Origin of the sequence: Kineosporia mesophila (assembly GCF_021129235.1) — a bacterium.
Lineage (GTDB): Bacteria > Actinomycetota > Actinomycetes > Actinomycetales > Kineosporiaceae > Kineosporia > Kineosporia mesophila.
Genome location: NZ_JAJOMA010000003.1, coordinates 100,251 through 115,281 on the forward strand (window position 1 = coordinate 100,251; position 15,031 = coordinate 115,281).

18 protein-coding genes are annotated in these 15,031 nt (G+C 71.3%); 9 read left to right on the forward strand and 9 right to left on the reverse strand.

Features of this window, described 5'->3' with window-relative positions; all coding sequences use genetic code 11:
• The first annotated feature begins 29 nt into the window (after positions 1-29).
• Positions 30-923 (forward strand): LysR family transcriptional regulator ArgP, encoded by an 894-nt coding sequence (locus tag LR393_RS05400; RefSeq protein ID WP_231482065.1) that lies wholly within the window; start codon positions 30-32, stop codon positions 921-923.
• Here the strand turns inward: LR393_RS05400 and LR393_RS05405 are convergent.
• Both LR393_RS05405 and LR393_RS05410 read right to left on the reverse strand, forming a co-directional pair.
• Positions 920-1,417, reverse strand: a complete 498-nt coding sequence (locus tag LR393_RS05405; protein WP_231482066.1) for an ATP-binding protein — start codon at positions 1,415-1,417, stop codon at positions 920-922. The two genes, LR393_RS05400 and LR393_RS05405, sit on opposite strands and share 4 nt — an antisense overlap.
• Positions 1,414-1,899 carry an STAS domain-containing protein gene (locus tag LR393_RS05410; protein WP_231482067.1) on the reverse strand — a complete coding sequence of 162 codons (486 nt, stop codon included), beginning with the start codon at positions 1,897-1,899 and terminating at the stop codon, positions 1,414-1,416. Before LR393_RS05410 ends, LR393_RS05405 begins: the two co-directional genes overlap by 4 nt.
• Before the next feature lie 115 nt (positions 1,900-2,014).
• Here LR393_RS05410 and LR393_RS05415 point away from each other — a divergent pair, with 115 nt between their 5' ends.
• Both LR393_RS05415 and LR393_RS05420 read left to right on the forward strand, forming a co-directional pair.
• Entirely contained in the window at positions 2,015-2,620 is a 606-nt protein-coding gene (locus LR393_RS05415; RefSeq protein ID WP_231482068.1) for a biliverdin-producing heme oxygenase, read from the forward strand.
• A complete protein-coding gene (locus LR393_RS05420; RefSeq protein WP_231482069.1) occupies positions 2,617-4,836 on the forward strand; it encodes a SpoIIE family protein phosphatase in 2,220 nt (739 codons plus the stop codon). Before LR393_RS05415 ends, LR393_RS05420 begins: the two co-directional genes overlap by 4 nt.
• Positions 4,837-4,840: 4 nt before the next feature.
• Here the strand turns inward: LR393_RS05420 and LR393_RS05425 are convergent, their stop codons facing one another.
• Both LR393_RS05425 and LR393_RS05430 read right to left on the reverse strand, forming a co-directional pair.
• Positions 4,841-5,158: a DUF202 domain-containing protein gene (locus tag LR393_RS05425; protein WP_231482070.1), complete on the reverse strand. Its 318-nt coding sequence runs from the start codon at positions 5,156-5,158 to the stop codon at positions 4,841-4,843.
• The gene (locus LR393_RS05430; RefSeq protein ID WP_231482071.1) at positions 5,158-5,520 is read right to left on the reverse strand and encodes a YidH family protein; all 363 of its coding nucleotides are present in this window, start codon (positions 5,518-5,520) and stop codon (positions 5,158-5,160) included. Before LR393_RS05430 ends, LR393_RS05425 begins: the two co-directional genes overlap by 1 nt.
• A gap of 156 nt (positions 5,521-5,676) precedes the next feature.
• Between LR393_RS05430 and LR393_RS05435 the strand changes: the two genes are divergently transcribed.
• Both LR393_RS05435 and LR393_RS05440 read left to right on the forward strand, forming a co-directional pair.
• Complete coding sequence (locus LR393_RS05435) at positions 5,677-6,603, forward strand: LLM class F420-dependent oxidoreductase (protein WP_231482072.1); 927 nt, start codon at positions 5,677-5,679, stop codon at positions 6,601-6,603.
• Positions 6,604-6,701: 98 nt separating this feature from the next.
• On the forward strand, positions 6,702-7,454 hold the full coding sequence (locus LR393_RS05440; RefSeq protein ID WP_231482073.1) for an enoyl-CoA hydratase: 753 nt from the start codon (positions 6,702-6,704) through the stop codon (positions 7,452-7,454).
• On the opposite strand, the gene LR393_RS05445 is transcribed toward LR393_RS05440, so the two are convergent.
• The gene (locus LR393_RS05445) at positions 7,441-7,773 is read right to left on the reverse strand and encodes a thioredoxin family protein (protein WP_231482074.1); all 333 of its coding nucleotides are present in this window, start codon (positions 7,771-7,773) and stop codon (positions 7,441-7,443) included. The genes LR393_RS05440 and LR393_RS05445 overlap by 14 nt on opposite strands.
• Before the next feature lie 22 nt (positions 7,774-7,795).
• On the reverse strand, positions 7,796-8,716 hold the full coding sequence (locus LR393_RS05450) for a DMT family transporter (protein WP_231482075.1): 921 nt from the start codon (positions 8,714-8,716) through the stop codon (positions 7,796-7,798).
• A 51-nt stretch (positions 8,717-8,767) separates the two neighbouring features.
• Between LR393_RS05450 and LR393_RS05455 the strand changes: the two genes are divergently transcribed.
• The gene (locus tag LR393_RS05455) at positions 8,768-9,721 is read left to right on the forward strand and encodes a LysR family transcriptional regulator (protein WP_231482076.1); all 954 of its coding nucleotides are present in this window, start codon (positions 8,768-8,770) and stop codon (positions 9,719-9,721) included.
• Between the two features lie 19 nt (positions 9,722-9,740).
• The gene (locus LR393_RS05460) at positions 9,741-10,394 is read left to right on the forward strand and encodes a GntR family transcriptional regulator (protein WP_231482077.1); all 654 of its coding nucleotides are present in this window, start codon (positions 9,741-9,743) and stop codon (positions 10,392-10,394) included.
• 3 nt (positions 10,395-10,397) lie between these two features.
• Here LR393_RS05460 and LR393_RS05465 read toward each other — a convergent pair whose 3' ends face one another.
• Both LR393_RS05465 and LR393_RS05470 read right to left on the reverse strand, forming a co-directional pair.
• Complete coding sequence (locus LR393_RS05465) at positions 10,398-10,961, reverse strand: Rv1733c family protein (RefSeq protein ID WP_231482078.1); 564 nt, start codon at positions 10,959-10,961, stop codon at positions 10,398-10,400.
• A gap of 174 nt (positions 10,962-11,135) precedes the next feature.
• Complete coding sequence (locus tag LR393_RS05470; protein ID WP_231482079.1) at positions 11,136-12,734, reverse strand: LCP family protein; 1,599 nt, start codon at positions 12,732-12,734, stop codon at positions 11,136-11,138.
• 215 nt (positions 12,735-12,949) lie between these two features.
• Between LR393_RS05470 and LR393_RS05475 the strand changes: the two genes are divergently transcribed.
• Positions 12,950-13,678 carry a VOC family protein gene (locus LR393_RS05475; RefSeq protein WP_231482080.1) on the forward strand — a complete coding sequence of 243 codons (729 nt, stop codon included), beginning with the start codon at positions 12,950-12,952 and terminating at the stop codon, positions 13,676-13,678.
• Here the strand turns inward: LR393_RS05475 and LR393_RS05480 are convergent.
• A complete protein-coding gene (locus LR393_RS05480) occupies positions 13,675-14,151 on the reverse strand; it encodes a VOC family protein (protein WP_231482081.1) in 477 nt (158 codons plus the stop codon). The two genes, LR393_RS05475 and LR393_RS05480, sit on opposite strands and share 4 nt — an antisense overlap.
• A 172-nt stretch (positions 14,152-14,323) precedes the next feature.
• Here LR393_RS05480 and LR393_RS05485 point away from each other — a divergent pair, with 172 nt between their 5' ends.
• The gene (locus LR393_RS05485) at positions 14,324-15,013 is read left to right on the forward strand and encodes a DUF2975 domain-containing protein (RefSeq protein WP_231482082.1); all 690 of its coding nucleotides are present in this window, start codon (positions 14,324-14,326) and stop codon (positions 15,011-15,013) included.
• Positions 15,014-15,031: the final 18 nt, after the last annotated feature.

A 15,031-nucleotide genomic window follows, 5' to 3' on the forward strand; every position in this document is an offset into this window, starting at 1 on the left:
ATCTTTCTGAAGGTGCTTAAGCTGAGCTCATGCGCTTTCAGCGGGATCATCTCCAGACCCTGCTCGCGGCGGTGGACGAGGGCACGTTCGACGCGGCCGCGGCCCACCTGAACATCACCGCGAGCGCCGTGTCGCAGCGGGTCAAGGCGATGGAGCAGGCGGCGGGGCGCATCCTGCTGCGGCGCACCACCCCGATCCGGCCCACGGCCGACGGTGAGGTGGTGGTGCGACACGCCCGGCAGGCCGCTCTGCTGGAGGAGGAGACCGCCCGGGCCCTGGCCGGCACCGGCCACGCCGGTGTGCCCACGATCGCGCTCGCGGTGAACGCCGACTCGCTGGCCACCTGGTTCCTGGGGGCGCTGGCCGGCGTGCTGGACGACACGGCGGTGGTCTTCGACCTGCACCGGGAGGATCAGGACCGCACCTCCGACCTGCTCCGGTCGGGCACCGTGATGGCGGCCGTGACGGCGGAATCGGCTCCGGTGCAGGGATGTTCGTCGGTACGCCTGGGCACGATGCGGTACCACGCGGTGGCCTCGCCGGCCTTCGTCGACCGGCATCTGAACGGTGAGGCGGGAACCGCCGGCCTGGACGGCGTCCCCCTGGTGGACTTCGACCGTCAGGATGGCCTGCAGCAGGCCTTCCTGCGCACCGCCGTGGGCCACGACCCGATATCGCCGCGGCACTACGTGCCCACCTCGCAGGACTTCGCCCGGGCGGTGAGGACGGGTTTCGGCTGGGGGATGCTGCCGGAGCAGCAGTGCCTGGACGACCTGGCGGCCGGCCGGCTGGTGGCGCTCGCGCCGGACCGTCCGGCGAGCGTCGAACTGCACTGGCAACGCTGGAAATTACAGTCTGTGGTGCTCGACCGGGTCACTGCCGCGGTAACTGCGACCGCCGCCCGGGAGTTGTTGCAGGATTAGGACACTGCCTGGTCGAGCCGGTGGACGAGGCCCGGTGAGGGCGCGTCTGCGACGAGCGCCCAGACCAATTTGCGGTCTTCCTCGACGCACCAGCCGACCTCGACGGCCATGGACAACACCAGGCGCAGCCCCAGACCGCCCACCGCGGTGAGGTCGGTGCCGGGCGGCACCGGTACCCGGTCGGCCGCCTGGTCGGTGACCACGAGCAGCCAGCCCTGGGTACCCCGGGACAGCGATGCCGTGACCGGCGGACCGCCGTGGCGCAGGCCGTTGACGGTGAGCTCGCCCATGGTCAGCTCCACCCGCTCGCTGGCCGCCGAGAAGACGTGACCGGAGGGGTGGGCGGGGTGCACCGACTCACCGGCGGCAGCCACCGCGTCACGGGCCTGGGTACGGGCCTCGACCGAGCTGCCGAACGAGTCGATCTCCCAGTCGAGGCGCTGCGCCCAGAACCCGGACGGGGGCCGGCCCTCGGTGAGTACGGCGGCGCTCACGACCGCTCCACCACCGCGGCGGCCGCCGGCGTCTGCTCCGGCAGCCAGCGAGTGAGCTCGTTGGCCCCGACCAGGCTGATCAGCTCGGACACCCGCCGTGAGGGCCCCTGCAGCAGGAGCTCCGTACCGGCGGCGCGAAGACCCGCGGCCAGCCTCACCACGAACGAGACGCCGACGGAATCCATCATCGTGACCTGACGCACGTCCATCACCGTGCACCGGCCGGCATCGATGGAGAACCGGCCCGCATACTCCAGGTCTTCACTGACGCGGACGTCGACATCCCCGTAGAGGATGACCAGCGTCCGGTCACCCTGCGAGAGCACGACCACATCACCAGGGGCATTTTCCTGCAGCCCCGAGGCCGGGTGGTCCTCATCCTTGCGGGACACCTTCGCCTCCTGTTCTCCCCGCGCGGCGTCGTCGTCACCGGACAGCCGTCTCCTGTTCCGCCCCGGACCGGTCACCACGGTGTTCTCCATGGCGTGGGCCCGGGCAGCTTGCGTCGTTATGCTAGCTCACCAGGGTTTTCTGGCCCGACGTGATCGACATGACCAGCGATGTCGTGACGTTCCACCACCGCGGACGGAGCAGTAGGTGACCGACACCCCCACCGAGCACGGGATCCAGGCCCTGCGCGCGGCCACCCGTGCTACCCACGAGCGCCTGGACTCCCTCGTCGACCTGCGGGCCTGGGACCAGGCCACCCACCGCTGGTGGCTGCAGCGCATGCTGGGGCTGCACGAGCCCCTCGAGCGTGAGCTCGGCTCCTGGTACGCCGGGCAGTCCGGCCGGACCGCGCCGGACGTGCCCTCCCGCCGCCGGGCCGGGGCCATCGCGTCCGACCTGCGCTCGCTCGGCCTGACCGACGAGGAGGTGCGCGACCTGCCCCGCAGCCCCCTGCCCCCCGCCCCCTCGACCCGGGGGCAGGCCCTGGGCCACCTCTACGTGCTCGACGGTTCCGCCCTGGGCGGCTCGGTCATCGCCCGGCACGCCGTCGCCGGCGGCATCCCCCACGACGCCTGCACCAGCCTGGCCCACGACCCCGGTCGCATCGCGAGCTGGCGCGAGACCAAGGCCCTCCTCGACGACCTGACCCCCGCCGAGCTGGCCGAGGCCGTGCTCGCGGCGTCCGAGCTGTTCGCGGTCTTCGAGGCCTGGCTGCTCACCCCGACACCCGACGGCAGGATCCCTCCGCAGTGACTCTTCCCGAACCCGATCTCGACGAGTGCGCCCGCGAGCCGATCCAGTACCCCGGATCGGTGCAGCCGCACGGCGTGATGATCGTGGTGCACCCCGAGCGGCACACGCTCCTGACGGCCTCGGAGAACCTCACCGAGTTCGTGCCGGGCGCGCCCTCGGCCCCGGGCACCCCGGTCGCCGAGATGCTCGGCGACCAGCTGTGGTCGGAGGTGGCGCAACGCGTCGCGGACGACGACCTGCTGGAACCGGTGCGCTGGGGCGGCCCGGCGGGTGGCCCGTGGGCCGGGCGCGCGGTCGACGTGCTGGTGCACCACGCCGGCCCGGGCCGGCTGGTCGTGGAGCTGGAGGCCGTGACCGACGTGTCGCTGGGCCGCTCGGTGTCCCTGTCGGCCACGAACACCCAGATCTCCCGGCTGCGGATGGCTCCCGACAACGGCGCCGTGTTCGAGCGGCTCGTCGCCGCGGTGCAGCGGGTCACCGGTTTCGACCGGGTCATGGTCTACCGCTTCGACCGGGAGTGGAACGGCGAGGTGATCGCCGAACGGCGCCGTCCCGACCTGGAGCCCTTCCTCGGCCAGCAGTACCCGGCGGCCGACATCCCGGCCCAGGCCCGCCGGCTCTACGTGCTCAACCGGCTGCGCTTCATCGTCGACTCGCACGCCGGGGCGGCCCGGCTCGTGCCCCGGGTCCCCGGCGACGACGGGGGCGAGCTCGACCTGTCGTACGCGCCGCTGCGCAGTGTGTCGCCGGTTCACCTGGAGTACCTGCGGGGCATGGGGGTGCGCGCGTCGATGTCGGTCTCGATGGTGCGGGGCGGCGCCCTCTGGGGCCTGATCGCCTGCCACCACTACGACGGGCCGTTGCAGCCCTCGCACGACGAGCGGGCCGCAGCCGACTTCCTGGTGCAGGCCGCGATGGAGATCGTGACCACCCGGGAGACCACCGACGACGCGGCCCGGCTGGCGGCCGGTCAGCAGCAGGTCGACCAGTTGCTGCCGGTACTGCAGCAGCCGCAGCTGTCCCCGGTCGAGGCCCTGGCCACCGCCGACCTGGCCCTGGTCGCCGGGCTGGCCGACGCCGACGGGGTACTGCTGCGCCACGGCGCGGTCCGGGCGAGCTGGGGCGAAGTACCCGGCGCGGCGCTGGCCGACCAGGTCGCGACCGCCCTGGCCCGCACCGACGGGATCCCGGCCTTCACCGACCATCTGGAGGCGCTGCGACCCGGTCTGGGCAGCGAGGCGGTGGCGGGGGCCATGGTGCTGCCGCTGGCCCCCGGCTCCTGGATCCTCTGGGTGAAGCGGGCCGTGGAACGCACGGTGCGCTGGGCCGGCGACCCCCACGACAAGACCGTCACGGTGCGCGCCGACGGCAGCGCCCGGATCGGCCCGCGTCGGTCGTTCGAGGTCGCCGAGGAGAAACTGCGCGGCCGCAGCACCCCCTGGGACCTGTGGCAGGTGCAGGCCGTGACGTCCCTGGGCACCGCCGCCACCGCCCAGATGCGCCGCTACGAGCGCGAGGCCGTCAGCATCGTCGAGGACCTGCACGACGCGTTACGCCCGGCCGGGCTGCCCTCGGTGCCGGGCGCCGAGCTGGAGGTGCGGTACCTGCCCGCCCCGGAGGGCCGGTTCGCGGGCGACTGGTGGGACTGCTTCGAGCTGCCCGACGGACGGCTGGCCCTGGTGGTCGGCGACGTCACCGGGCACGGCAGCTCGGTCACCGCGACGATGACCCAGCTGCGCACCGCCCTGCGGGCGTACCTGCTGGAGGGCGCTCCCCCGGCCGAGACCCTGGCGCGGCTGGACTCCCTGGCCCATCTGGTCTTCCGCCCCACGCTGGCCACAGTGGTACTGGCCCTGTACGACTCCGTCACCGGCGAGCTCGAGGTGGCCCGGGCCGGGCATCCGCACCCGGTGCTCGCGCGGGCCGACGGCGCCGGCCCCCTCCTGGTCACGGCCCGGCCCCCGATCGGCCTGGGCGTGGAGGTGGTGGCCGGGTCGTGGTCGGGCACCCTGGCCCCGGGCGAGTCGCTGGTGCTCTACTCCGACGGGCTGAGCGAGCACCGGTCGCTGAGCCCGGACGAGGGCATCCAGCGCGTCGCCGACACGGTCGGGGCGGCCGGCGCACTGCCGCTGAACGCAGTGGCCGACCTGCTCATCGACTCGGTCCCGGCGGCCCGCACCGACGACACCACCCTGCTGATCGTGCGCCGCCGTTAGGGTTTCACGACCAGACGCACCACAGCGCGGCCCCGGCCAGGAGCAGGGTCAGCACCGTGCCCGCGGTGACCGCCCGGAAACCGGGCACCGGGACGGCCTCGTTGAAGTCGGTCACCCGGTCGCGGTGCCGGGACCGCTGCACCAGGCCCAGCCCGGCACTGGCGACCAGCCCGGCCAGGGCGAGAACCACGGCCACGACCACGGTCTCGGGCCGGCTGGTGCGAATCATCAGCAGCGACACGACGGCAAAGGCCATCGAGGTACGAATCCAGGCCAGGGTGGTGCGCTCGACCTGCAGGCCCGGGTCGAAGGAACGGGCCATCAGCTGCTGAGCAGCACGACGGCGACCAGCACCAGGGCCGCGATGCCCACGCCGTAACCGATCAGGCCGACCACGCCGAGCAGGGGCAGGGGCAGGTTCGAGCGCATGGCCCGCTCGCTCGCCCACCACCGGCGGTAGGCCGCGACGCCCAGGGCCCCGCCCATCATCAGCAGCAGGGAGCTGAGCAGCTCACGTTGCAGGTCGGGCACGTCGGTGAGGAAGGCGTCCGCACCGATGCCACCGGCGATCAGGCCGAGCGACGTGCGGATCCAGGCCAGGAACGTGCGCTCGTTGGCCAGGGTGAACCGCGGGTCCGGAGCCTCCCCCTCGGACAGCAGTTTGCGCTCCCAGGAAGGCACCATGCCGCCATGGTCGGTCATTAACAGTCCGTTCACAAGGAATCTGTCAATAGTGAGATCTAACTAATTTCAGACTGTTTCGAGGTACCCACCAGGGCCGATAGACAAACATCGCCGGGTGCGTGGGCGCCCCGCACGCGGATCTGAAAGGCTGGCAGCATGCGTCTGGTCATCTTCACCGAGCCCCAGCAGGGGGCGACCTATCAGGATCTGCTCAAGGTTGCGCAGTGCGCGGAAAGCGCCGGTTACGACGGCTTCTTCCGCTCCGACCACTACCTCACGATGGGTGGCGACGGCCTCCCCGGCCCGACCGACGCCTGGGTGACCCTGGCCGGTCTGGCCGTGCAGACGTCCACCATTCGCCTGGGCACCCTGGTGACCTCGGGCACCTTCCGCTACCCGGGACCGCTCGCGGTCAGCGTGGCTCAGGTCGACCAGATGAGCGGCGGCCGGGTCGAGCTCGGCCTGGGCGCGGGCTGGTTCGACGCCGAGCACTCCGGCTACGGCATCCCGTTCCCGCCGGTCGGTGAGCGCTTCGACCGTCTGGCCGAGCAGCTCGAGATCATCGAGGGCCTGTTCACCACGCCCGTCGGTCAGACCTACGACTTCGACGGCAAGCACTACCAGCTCACCGACTCCCCCGCACTGCCCAAGCCGCAGCAGGAGAAGCTGCCGTTCATCGTCGGCGGCAAGGGAGCCAGGCGTACCCCGGCCCTGGCCGCCCGGTTCGCCGCGGAGTTCAACACCCCGTTCGTGAAGCAGGACGAGGTCGGGCCGCTGTTCGAGCGGGTCCGCCGGGCCTGCGCCGAGGCCGGCCGCACGAACCTGCCGGTGTTCTCGTCCGCCGCCGTGGTCTGCGTGGGCCGCGACGACGCCGAGCTGAAGCGCCGGGCCGCCGCGATCGGCCGGGAGGTCGAGGAGATGCGGGAGAACGGCGGCATCGTCGGCACCGTGAACGAAGCCGTCGAGGCCATCGGCCAGTACGCCGAGCAGGGGGCCGAGCGCCTGTTCCTGCAGGTGCTCGACCTGGCCGACCTCGACCAGGTGGAGCTGATCGCGGCCGAGGTGGCCCCGCAGCTCGCCTGATCCGGTTTTTTCGTGATCATGCGAACCTTCCCGGGGAAGGTTCGCATGATCACGATTGCTTCGGGGACGTCCTAGACAGGTCGGTAAGGAGCAGGACGATGAAGTCGGTCCGGATGGAGAAGGACGGCCCGGTGCGTCACATCGTGCTGGCCGCGGCCAAGCGACGGAACGCGCTGTCCGCCGTGATGCTCGACGAGCTGGCCGAGGCCGTGGCCCGGGTGGCGACCGACGACGGGGCCCGGGCCCTGGTGGTGCGGGCCGAGGGTAAGGCGTTCTGCGCCGGGGCCGAGGTCCCCGGTCTGTTCGGCGACCTGAACCGGCCCACCGCGCAGATCCGCGACGACCTCAAACGCATCTACGCCAGCTTCCTCGGGGTGGCCGACCTGCCGATCCCGACCATCGCCGCGGTGCAGGGCGTAGCCGTCGGCGCGGGCATCAATCTGGCTCTGGCCTGCGACATCGTGATCGCCGGGCCGGCCGCCCAGTTCGCCGTCACGTTCGCGGACATCGGCCTGCACCCGGGTGGGGGCGCCAGCTGGTTCCTGACCCGGCGGATGGGTGCCGACCGGGCCCTGGCCGCGATCATCGCGGCCGAGACCATCGACGCCGACACGGCCCTGCGCAGCGGCCTGGTGACGCAGCTGGTGGACGACCCGGTGCGGGTCGCCACGGTCCTCGCCCACCAGGCGGCCCGGCGGGACCCGGGCCTGATCCGCGACGCCAAGCGGGCCGTGCAGATGTCCGAGACCTCCGAACTGCCCGAGGTGCTGGAGTTCGAGTCGTGGGCCCAGGCGGCCACGGTCGGCCGCCCGGACTTCGCCGAGTTCGTGGAGCGCTTCACCCGCCGGTAGACAGCCACGGGCGAACTTCCGTGAGGATCAGCTCCCGCGGCTTGAGGCCCTTGATGCGGGCGACCTCCTGCCCACCCCGGAACAGGACGAGGGTGGGCGTCGCGGTGACGGCGTAGAGGTCGGCCACCACCGGGTTCTCGTCCACGTCGACGGTGAGCACGTGCAGCCGCGCGGCCTCGTCGGTGGCGATCTGCTCGAGCACCGGCTCGATCACCTGGCAGGGCGGGCACCAGCCGGCCGAGAAGTCGACCAGCACCGGCCGGGGACTGGCCAGCACGTCGGCGGCGAACGCGGCCTCGGAGGTGGTGGTCAGGGGCACCCCTCCACGATAGCGCGGGTGCTCAGGCCGCCTGCAGTTCCCGCCCGGTGTCCGGCAGCGCCGGGGCGGCCTCGCGTCGGGTGCCGTTGACCAGGTAGGACCCGGTCAGTACGAGGGCGAAGCCGAGCACAGTCCAGAGGGTGACCTTCTCGCCGAGGAACAGGGCGCCGCCGATCACGGCGACCACCGGGTTCACGTAGACGATGGTGGTGGCGCGCACCGGGCCGAGCTCCCCGATCAGGGCGAACAGCAGCAGGAAGGCGGTGGCGGTGCAGACCACGGCCAGCACGGCGACGGCCACGAGCACCTTCCCCGAGGGCACCTGCGCGGGCAGACCGGGCCCGAGCAGCACCACGGGCAGGTAGATCAGGGCGGCCAGCACGATGCTGACAGTCACCACCGGCAGACCCGGCAGGTCGCCCAGGTACCGCGACAGGATGACCGGGCCGATGGCGTAACCCATGACCACGACGCCCATCTCGGCCACCGCCCCGAGGTCGGAGACGTTCACGTCGAGCCCGACCAGCGCGGCCACGCCGGCGGTGCCGAGCAACAGGCCGAGCCCGCCGCGCAGACCGAGCTTCTCGGCACGGCGGGTGATCAGGGCGATCACCACGCCGACCACGGGCACGGCGGAGATCAGGATCGCGGCCGTGGAGCTGGACAGCCGCTGCTCGGCGTGGTTCAGGGCCACCCAGGGCAGCGCCACCTCCACGACGGTGTAGGCGGTCACGGCCTTCCAGTGCCGCAGGACGAGGGGCACGGCGGCGCGGTCGCGCCGGCTGATCAGGGTGATCGGCACGAGCAGGAGGGCGGCGAGCGCGGTGCGGGCCAGCACGAGCACGGACGGCGACAGTTCCTCGCCCGCCACCTTGATGAACATGTAAGGGATACCCCAGGCCAGGCCCAGGGAGAGGAAGAGGATCACAGCGCGGCGGCTCATGCCTCACAGGATGCTCTCGACTTAATCATTAAGTCCATCTAGATTTTCTTCATGTCAATCGACAGTCCAGGCTTCACAATCGACCTGCGCAAGCTGCGGCTGCTGCGGGAGGTCGAGCAGCGGGGCACCGTCGCGGCGGCGGCCTCGGCCCTGCACCTCACCCCCTCGGCCGTCAGTCAGCAGCTGGCCGGCCTGGCCCGCGAGCTGGACGTGCCCCTGCTGGAGAAGCAGGGACGAGGTGTGCGGCTGACCGGGCATGCGCGGGTCCTGCTCGGGCACGCCCACGCGATCGAGGCCCAGCTGGAGCGCGCCCGGGCCGACCTGGCCGCGTTCGACGACGGCCTGGTCGGCGAGGTGCGCGTCGCCACCCTGCCGACCGCGGTGGCGGCCGTGCTCGGCCCGGCCATGGCTCAGCTGCGCGCGGAACGACCGGCGCTACGGGTGCGCGCCCGCGACGCCGACCCGGTCGGGGCCATCCGCGCCCTGGACGCCGGGGAGGTCGACGTCGCCATCACGGTCGACCATCCCGGCGGCCCGCGGCGCGACGACCCGCGGTACGCCCGGATCGACCTGATCACCGACATCCTCGACGTGGTGCTGCACGAGGACCATCCCCTGGCGCGGGGCCGGACGGTCGACCTGGGGCTCCTGGCCGGCGAGGAGTGGATCTCCGGCAACCCCCACGACGCCTGTGCCGCGATCGCCGACAACGCTTGTGCGGCAGCTGGCTTCATTCCCGACGTACGGCACTGGACGGTCGAGTACGACGCGCTCGCGGCGCTGGTCTCCGCCGGGGCCGGGGTCGGGCTGCTGCCCCGGCTGGCGCAGCCGCTGCGGTTCGGCAACGTGCGCACCGTCCCGGTGGCCGGGCCACCGCCCGCCCGGCTGGTGTACGCGATCACCCGGGCCGGCCGCCCCGCCGACGCCACCACGTCCATCGTCCTGCAGAAACTCCGCGAGGTCGCGGCGGCCCGCCACGATGCGACGTCTCCGCTTGTGCCGTAACGAAAGTTAGGATGAGCGGATGACGGCGGGCGGGGGTTCTGGTCGCACGGCACATCGTGACGTCACCGAGCGGCTGCGGGAGGCGATCGTCACCGGCACGCTGCAGACCGGCACCCACCTGGTGCAGAGCGAACTGGCCGCCGGCCTCGACGTCAGCGTCACCCCGGTGCGGGAGGCACTGCGCGAGCTGGAGAGTCAGGGCCTGATCGACTCCGACCCGTTCCGCGGGGCGACCGTGCACGGCATCAGCCTCGACGAGCTCGAGGAGATCCACGAGCTGCGGCGTCTGCTGCTGCCCCTGGCCGTGCGGGAGCGCATCGCCACCGTCACCGATGCCGAGATCGACGAGGCCCGCGCCGTGCTGGCCCGGCTGACGCCCGACCTGCCCAATCGTGAGTGGGTGCAGACCGATCGCGCCCTGCGGCAGATGCTGGTCGGCACCCCGCAGCGGCGCAACCTGCGGGCCATTCTGCGCCGCCTGTCCGACGTCTCGGAGCTCTACGCCGGGCTGGCCGTGCACGGTGAGGCCGACCGCCGCCGGGCGCTGGCCGGTAACCGGGACATGCTGCAGGCCTACGCCGAACGCCAGACCGGCCGGGCCGTCACGCTCACCCTGCGTCGCCTCGACGAGGCGACCCGGCTGACCGCGGCGGCCCTGACCCGCCGGTCGTGACCGCTAGTTCAGGTAGCCCTGCGAACGGCTCTCGTTGAAGCGCCGCCACTCCACCTCGAGGTCATGGGTGCGACGCCGGTTCAGCACGAACCGCGAGGCCCGGTACCCGGCGAGGCCCACCAGCACGGCCGCGAAGGTCAGGCCCAGCCCGAGGCCGAGGGTATCCAGCCAGACGCTGAGCCGTGTGGTCGGGGCCGAGGTCATGGAGCCGGAGTCGTTGACCCATACCGGCACCCGGTCACCGACCTGGGTGGTCTGGGTGATGGCGAGGTGGCCCGAGTGCTCCACCCGGTCCGGGTACGTCCACGACACCTCGGCGAGATAGTTTCGGGCCAGCCGGGTTTCGGGGTCGGCGGCGACGACCGTGGCCGTGACCAGGTGGCTCGACGCGAGCTCCTGATCGGAGATCGCGGAGTAGTGGTGCCAGGTCTGCAGACCGATGATCACCGCCACGGGCAGGACCGCCAGGACGAGGAACACCGCCCCCAGCGCGCAATAGCCCTGGATACGGTCGCTGCGACGGCGTAACGGGTTGCGTTCCCGGCCCAGTCCGGGTCGGGCAGCCATCGAGCAACGGCGGAACCAGTTCCCTACCTGAGACCTCATCGTCAGCCCCTCATTCCCTGCAGCCGCATCTCCCCTCTATTCAGTCCCTCTCCGGCCCAAAGCGCCAGCCGGTCCGAGCACGAATTATCAGGAGGGGGACGAACGGACGGCAGAAAAGGGCGAACGTCCCGAGCTTCAGGAGTCGGAATCCTTCACGCCCGTCGCGAGCGCGTAGGCCCGGATCGGAGACATCGAGACACCGTTGTAGGTGACGGTGTTCTGCGTGCTGACCGGGACGCAGCCCGAGGTCTTGGCGGTGGACGCGTGCGAGTCGGTGAGGGCGTCCTGGCGCTCCTCGTTGGTGAGCTTGGGGTAGGTCTCGCCGGTGGTCCAGTCCTCGCCCACCACCAGGGTCACCACGTCGACGTCCTCGTCCACCGCGAGCAGGGACGAGGGGACGCCGAGGTCGGAGGCCAGCTGCTGGGCCTGGTCGAGCTGGTGCTTGCCGCTGTAGAGGATCGCCGTGCGTTCCCGGGCCGTCCCGGTGGTGGAGTCGGTGGCCGCGATGTAGCCGTCACCCTTGAGGACCTGCGTGATCTTCTTGGCCCGGCCCTCCTTGCCGCTGCGGTTACGTACCTTCACCGAGAAGTACGTGGCGGCCGTGGTGCTCGGGCTCGCGCTGGTGGTGGCGGTGGACGTCGCCGCGTTCTTGTCCTTGCTGAGTGAGCGGTCGTCGACGATCGTGTCGAAGAGCTTCTGGGCGGCCGCCGCGGGCACCACGCGGTTGGAGTCGTTCGGGTCCGGCACGGTCTGCATCGTGGTGAAGGTGATGCGGTCGGTGTCGACCTTGTTGAACTCCGTGGCCAGGTCGATCAGCTTCGGGATGCTGTCCAGGCCCTCGTCCACCGTGAGCGCCCTGGTCGCCGCGTTCGCCACCCCGTACAGCTTGGTCGGGTTCAGCAGCGTGCCCTTGTCCTTCAGCGAGCGGATCGCCGCCGCCAGGAACGCGTGCTGGCCGTAGGTGCGGCCCAGATCGCTGCCGTCGCCGAAACCGTGGCGCGTGCGCACGAACTGCAGCGCGGCCTCGCCCTTGAGCGTGTGCTTGCCCTTGGACAGTTTCAGGTGCGAATAGGTGTCGTAGACGTTGTTGTCCACGCAGATCTGCACCCCGCCGGTGGCGTCGGACATGTCGATCACGCCGGAGAAGTCGACCATCGCGAAGTGGTCGATCGTGATGCCGGTGAGCTCGTGGATCGCGGCGACCGTGCAGCCCGGGCCGTACTGCAGGCTGGTGTTGATCTGGCCGTAGCGCGCGGCCACGCTCTCGCCGGTCGTGGCGTTCTTGCAACCGGGCAGGTCGGTCATGGTGTCGCGCGGGATGCTGACCGCGGTGATGTTGGTGCGGTCGGCCGAGACGTGCACGAGCAGTTCGACGTCCGCGTTGTTGTGGGTCTCGTCGCAGGCGCCGCCGAGCTTGCAGTTCTCCTTCGACGCCCGGGAGTCGGTGCCGATGACGAGCACGTTCACCGGGAAGCGGCCCTGGTCGTCGGCCTTCTGCACGCCGGCGCTGCCGGTGGTGCCGGTGAACAGCGCCGAGGAGGAGATGTTGCCGTTCAGCCGGCGGAACATGAAGTAGCCGCCACCGGCGGAGACGACGAGCAGCACCACCAGGCCGTAGAGGGCGATGCGTAACCAGCGGCGGCGCCGGGCCCGGACCCGCGCGTGGCGCATCGGCCGGTCACTGTCGTCCTGGCGTTCCGGAGGGTCCGGGGGGCTGGCAGCGGCCGGGCTCACGAGATGGATCTCTGCGCTGCCACGAAGCGGCACACTAACCCGGCCGGCACCGGACCTGCCCCGGTTGTGCCACACGTCATACCCGTCACCCGGATCATGTCGGCAGGTGCCCGCCCCGGCGTTAGGCCGATCGAGCGCCCAGGTCCGGTCCCGCGGATCATCGCCTACTACGGGGCACCCGGTGGGCCGTCCGGACAGGCCCTAAACTCCCTGCGGTGCAGATTCGCTGGATGACGATCTTCCTGGACTTCCCGATCCACCAGTTCGGGCCCGGGGTGGAGTTCTGGCGCCGGGTCACCGGCAGCCGGCTGTCGGCCCCCCGGGGTGGGGACGGCGAGTTCGTCACGCTGCTGCCCTCCACGGGCGACGCTTACCTGCGGGCACAGGCGCTGGGGTCCGGTCCGGCCCGGCTGCACCTGGACCTGCACGTCGACCCGGAACGGCGGGCCGACGCCGTGGCGCAAGCGGTCGCTCTCGGGGCGTCGCCCGTTCTGCGGGGCGGGGAGCACGACGTGCTCACCAGCCCGGGCGGTTACACGTTCTGTTTCGTGCCGTGGGAAGGGGAGCGGGCCGTGCCCTCACCCGAGGACAACACCCGCCTCGACCAGCTGTGCCTCGACATCCCGCCCGCGCTGTGGGATTCCGAGAGCCGCTTCTGGTCGGGGCTGACCGGCTGGGAGCTGCATCCCCTGGGTGACTCCGCGTTCATCCGGTTGCGACAGCCCGCGGGGCTCCCGGTGAAACTGCTGCTGCAGCGGCTGGACGACGCCGGTGCCGCCGGTGGCGCCGTCACCTCGCACCTCGATCTGGCCGCGCCCGGACGGGCCACGCTCGCGCCGGCCCACGCCGCCGCGGGTGCGGTCGTGGGCCCGGCGAACGAGGAGTGGACCGTGATGACCGATCCGTTGGGCCGGCCCTACTGCCTCACCGGCCGCACCCCCTAGTCTCCGTCGGCGGCCCTGACCAGGTCGGCGATCACGAGCCGCTTCATCCCGAGCATGGCCTGGGTGGCCCGGTCGCGACGACCAGGATCGGGGTCGCCGATCAGCTCGCCGAGCACTTGCGGCACCACCTGCCAGGACACCCCGAACCGGTCTTTCAGCCAGCCGCACTGCATCTCCTGGCCACCGGCGGCACTCAGGCCGAACCAGTAGTGGTCCACCTCGGCCTGGTCGCCGCACAGCACGGTGAACGAGACCGCCTCGGTGAAGGGGAACTGCGGGCCGCCGTTGACGGCGTTGAACAGGCGGCCGTCGAGCTCGAAGTCGATCGCCATCACCTGTCCCTCCGGACCGGGCGTGCCGGGCCCGAAGTAGGAGGTGCGCAGGATCGACGAGTTCGGGAACAGCTGGGTGTAGAGGCCGACGGCCTCCTGCGCGTTGCCGTCGAACCACAGGCTGGGATGAATGGTGGGCATCGTCTCGGTCCTTTCCGTGCTCGCCGGATTGCGATCAGCTTTTGGACGACGGTGGGCTTACGGAGTCATCGGCACCCTGGTCACATTCCTCTGGACATATCGAAAAACGATGGCCCATACTCAGGGAGGGGGCTATCGACAGTCGATATGTTCACGGACGAGGGGGAGACCGATGAGTGCAGCAGCCATGGGTGCTGGGCCGGTGATCGCACGGGTGAAGAACGATCAGCGGTACGTGAGCCCGACGGTGTTGCGCGTGATCACCTGGATCATGCTCGTCGTCGGGGTGGTGTCGGCGGTCGTGGCGATCGTGCTGCTGGTGACCTCGGTGGCCGGATCGCCCCGGGCGCAGGACGTGGCGGTCGAGCTGATCGACGGTGCCACGATCGATCAGGCCACCAGTTACGTCACCGGAACGGCCGCCGGCACCGCAGACACCTCGTTCACCGCGGGCAACGACGGCCTGGTCGTCTCCGCGGCCGGTCCGACGAGGTTCGAGATGCTGCTGAACAACGGTGGCACGATCCTGCTCGGGATCACGGTCGCCGTCGGCGCGTTCCTCCTGCGCCTGGTGCTGACCTCCATCGCCGCGGGCCGGCCCTTCGGCTCGGGCAACTCCTCCCGCCTGAACCTGCTCGGCGCCGTCACCGGCAGCGCGGCGGTGCTCGTCCCCCTGCTCCCCCAGTTCGCCACGCTGCTGACACTCGAACGGCTCGGACTGTTCACCGCCGGCAGCCCCTTCGTCATGGGTGTGGGCCTGTCTCTGGCGCCGGTCGTCGGGCTGAGCGTGCTCTTTGTGGTGCTGGCTGAGGCGTTCCGGCAGGGCGAGAAACTCCACCGCGACGTCGAGGGGCTGGTGTGAGACGGCCTTCCGAGCAGG

What these genes read in the sequence shown, in the direction of transcription:
- LR393_RS05400 (WP_231482065.1), top strand. Translation starts at nt 30, where the DNA reads ATGCGCTTTCAGCGGGATCATCTCCAGACCCTGCTCGCGGCGGTGGAC.
- LR393_RS05440 (WP_231482073.1), top strand. Translation starts at nt 6,702, where the DNA reads ATGAAGTCGGTCCGGATGGAGAAGGACGGCCCGGTGCGTCACATCGTG.
- LR393_RS05410 (WP_231482067.1), bottom strand. Translation starts at nt 1,899, where the DNA reads ATGGAGAACACCGTGGTGACCGGTCCGGGGCGGAACAGGAGACGGCTG.
- LR393_RS05460 (WP_231482077.1), top strand. Translation starts at nt 9,741, where the DNA reads ATGACGGCGGGCGGGGGTTCTGGTCGCACGGCACATCGTGACGTCACC.
- LR393_RS05425 (WP_231482070.1), bottom strand. Translation starts at nt 5,158, where the DNA reads ATGGCCCGTTCCTTCGACCCGGGCCTGCAGGTCGAGCGCACCACCCTG.
- LR393_RS05455 (WP_231482076.1), top strand. Translation starts at nt 8,768, where the DNA reads ATGTCAATCGACAGTCCAGGCTTCACAATCGACCTGCGCAAGCTGCGG.
- LR393_RS05450 (WP_231482075.1), bottom strand. Translation starts at nt 8,716, where the DNA reads ATGAGCCGCCGCGCTGTGATCCTCTTCCTCTCCCTGGGCCTGGCCTGG.
- LR393_RS05430 (WP_231482071.1), bottom strand. Translation starts at nt 5,520, where the DNA reads ATGGTGCCTTCCTGGGAGCGCAAACTGCTGTCCGAGGGGGAGGCTCCG.
- LR393_RS05485 (WP_231482082.1), top strand. Translation starts at nt 14,324, where the DNA reads ATGAGTGCAGCAGCCATGGGTGCTGGGCCGGTGATCGCACGGGTGAAG.
- LR393_RS05435 (WP_231482072.1), top strand. Translation starts at nt 5,677, where the DNA reads ATGCGTCTGGTCATCTTCACCGAGCCCCAGCAGGGGGCGACCTATCAG.
- LR393_RS05465 (WP_231482078.1), bottom strand. Translation starts at nt 10,961, where the DNA reads ATGGCTGCCCGACCCGGACTGGGCCGGGAACGCAACCCGTTACGCCGT.
- LR393_RS05480 (WP_231482081.1), bottom strand. Translation starts at nt 14,151, where the DNA reads ATGCCCACCATTCATCCCAGCCTGTGGTTCGACGGCAACGCGCAGGAG.